Here is a 2,830-nt window from a genome sequence, read left to right as displayed (position 1 = left end):
CGGTGACGACCATCGGTTTCGGTATGCAGGCTCGCCGAGAGGCAGCCGCCGCTGCGGCGCGACTGATTGCGCTGTTCTCGACCGAGGCGCTGCCGGAAACCGATCATCCGAAAAGTCCCGTGGGGAACGAAGTTCGATTCTCCGGAGTTTCTTTCGCCTACGACGACGGCGCCGACGTTCTGACCGACATCGATCTGACGCTGCCGGAGGGCACGGTGACGGCGTTGGTCGGACCTTCGGGTTCGGGTAAGTCGACGCTGGCCACGCTGGTTCCGAGGTTCCACGACGTGCGTGCCGGATCCGTGGCCATCGGTGGTGTCGACGTCAGGGACGTGGCGACCGACGAGCTGTACCGCCACGTCGGATTCGTTCTGCAGGACGTGCAGCTGGTCGAAGCGACCGTGCTCGACAACATTCGGCTTGCCCGACCGCAGGCGACTTCGGCCGAGGTGAAGGCCGCTGCCGCAGCCGCGCAGATCGACACCCGAATCGAAGCGCTCCCGAGAGGCTACGACTCCGTGGTCGGGGTCGACGCCAGATTCTCGGGTGGTGAAGCCCAAAGAGTCTCCATAGCGCGTGCGATTCTCGCGGACACTCCTGTTCTCGTGCTCGACGAAGCAACCGCTTTCGCCGATCCGGAGTCCGAAGCCGATATCCAGGAGGCGTTGTCGCGCTTGACGGTCGGCCGCACCGTGCTGGTGATCGCGCACCGGTTGGCTTCGATCGTGAGCGCCGATCAGATCGTGGTCCTCGACGCCGGACGGATCGTGGAGAAGGGCACGCACGATCAGCTTGTGGCGAGTGGTTCAACCTATGCCCGGATGTGGGCGAGTCACAGTCGGGCCGACAGCAGCGCTGGTATGTCTGACGCAGCAGGAAAGGCCAACTCATGATTCGCGACCTCTTCCGGATACTCGGCCCGCAGAATCAGGGCCGTTATCGCGAGTTCCTGGTGTGGGCAGTGTTGTACGGCGTGATGCAAGGTTTGGCAGTGGCGCTACTGGTCCCGGCGGTGCAGGCACTGTTCGATCAGGACTGGGGCAGTTTCCTTCGGTGGCTCGCCGCAATGGCCGTGTGCGCCGTGATCAGTTCGATTGCGCATTACCTGCAGGCGATGAAGGGATTCGAGTCGGCCCTCACGCTGCTGAGGACTATGCATCTGCGCCTGGGAGATCATCTCGTCACTCTGCCGCTCGGCTGGTTCGGTGCCGGCCGACTCGGCCAGGTATCGCAGGTTGCCAGCAAGGGCACCATCTCGGTGATGGGGGCGGCTGCGCACCTGATGACACCGATCATCTCCGGAATTGCCAGCCCGGCAACCATTGTCGTGTGCATGCTGTTCTTCGACTGGCGGCTCGGGTTGGCACTGATGGTCAGCGTTCCGATTCTGTTCGCGGCAGCCAGATTTGCCTCGACGATGACTGCGAAGGCGGACGATCGGGCACATGCCGCAGCCGTCGAATCGAACAATCGAGTGCTCGAGTACGCGCGTTGCCAACCGGTCCTGCGTGCTTTCGGACGCACACACGGGGTGTACGAACCGCTCGACGACGCGATCGAAGCGCAACACACTGCGGGTCGTTCACAACTGTGGTTCGTGGTGATCGGGTCCGTGGTCAACGGGATCGCCCTGCAATTCGTCTTCTCTGCCGTGATCATCCTGGGTGCATTCCTCGCGCTCGGCGGCGACATCGACCCTGTCACGTTGATCGCGCTACTCGGCCTGACCGCACGGTTCATCCAACCGCTGGGTGAGATCGGCGAGTTCGGCGGTGCAATCAGAATGGCACGCAACGAAATCCGTCGGATGTCCGAGATCCTCGAAGTGGAACCACTGGTAGAACCCGATACCAGCGGGCAGCCGACGGGGGAGACGGCCGTGCAGTTCGACGCCGTCGACTTCGGCTACGCGGACGGTGGGCAGGTGCTGCGGGACATCTCCTTCGAGGTGCCGCGGAAGTCGCTGACGGCGTTGGTCGGTCCGTCAGGGTCTGGCAAAACCACCGTCACCCGGCTGATCTCGCGCTTCTACGACGTCGACTCGGGGGTGGTACGTGTCGGCGGCGTCGATGTGCGGGACCTCACGAGTGCCGATCTGATGTCGCAACTGTCCTTGGTTTTCCAGGACGTGTACCTCTTCGACGACACGTTGATCGCGAACATCCGCCTCGGTCGCCCCGAAGCCACGGACGAGGAGGTCTTCGACGTGGCTCGGATCGCGGGCGTCGCGGAAATCGTCGAGCGACTTCCGCGGGGTTGGGACACCCGCGTCGGTGAGGGTGGGACGGCACTGTCCGGTGGAGAGCGGCAGCGGGTCTCCATTGCGCGCGCACTCCTCAAACGCGCACCTATCGTTCTGCTCGACGAGGCGACGGCCGCGCTCGATCCCGTGAACGAGGCCCATGTACAGCGTGCGATGCAGGAACTCGCCAGTGAAAGCACACTGCTCGTGATCGCGCACAAGCTGTCGACCGTCGTGGCCGCAGACCAGATCATCGTGCTCGGTGACGACGGGTCGATCGTCGAAGTGGGAACCCACGAAGTTCTGCTCGCAGCCGGTGGGAACTACGCCGCGTTCTGGAACCAGCGCCACCGTGCGTCGGGATGGCGGTTGGTAGCGGGCTGAGCAGGTGGCAGGCTGAGCAGAATGCAAACCGGAAAGAAGACGGGGCGGCCGCCGACGTTGTCGACAGTGGACATCGTCGAGGCCGCCCTGGCTGGTGATCTGAGTGAATTGACCATGCCGAGTGTGGCAAAACGTCTGGGCGTCAGCCATTCTGCACTTTATCGCTACTTCGCGGACCGTGAAGCGCTGCTGCGGGCTTGTGCG

The 2,830-nt window shown here is 63.6% G+C and carries 3 protein-coding genes; all 3 read left to right on the top strand.

The genetic code is table 11. The features are described 5' to 3' along the window. The coding region (locus tag ABX74_RS25880) for an ABC transporter ATP-binding protein (RefSeq protein ID WP_047890011.1) at nucleotides 1-893 on the top strand (893 nt) is incomplete at its 5' end. After that, complete coding sequence (locus ABX74_RS25875; RefSeq protein WP_047890010.1) at nucleotides 890-2,626, top strand: ABC transporter ATP-binding protein; 1,737 nt, start codon at nucleotides 890-892, stop codon at nucleotides 2,624-2,626. The genes ABX74_RS25880 and ABX74_RS25875, both read left to right, overlap by 4 nt. Before the next feature lie 21 nt (nucleotides 2,627-2,647). Beyond that, the coding region (locus ABX74_RS25870; protein WP_144419597.1) for a helix-turn-helix domain-containing protein at nucleotides 2,648-2,830 on the top strand (183 nt) is incomplete at its 3' end.

This window comes from Rhodococcus sp. ARP2, from assembly GCF_001029585.1.
GTDB lineage: Bacteria > Actinomycetota > Actinomycetes > Mycobacteriales > Mycobacteriaceae > Rhodococcus_F > Rhodococcus_F erythropolis.
Note: the sequence above shows the minus strand (reverse complement) of the source record. Positions and strands in the feature narration are given on the sequence as shown.

Bases quoted from the DNA above. Each gene is read 5' to 3' on its own strand.
- ABX74_RS25875 (WP_047890010.1), top strand. From the start codon at position 890: ATGATTCGCGACCTCTTCCGGATACTCGGCCCGCAGAATCAGGGCCGT.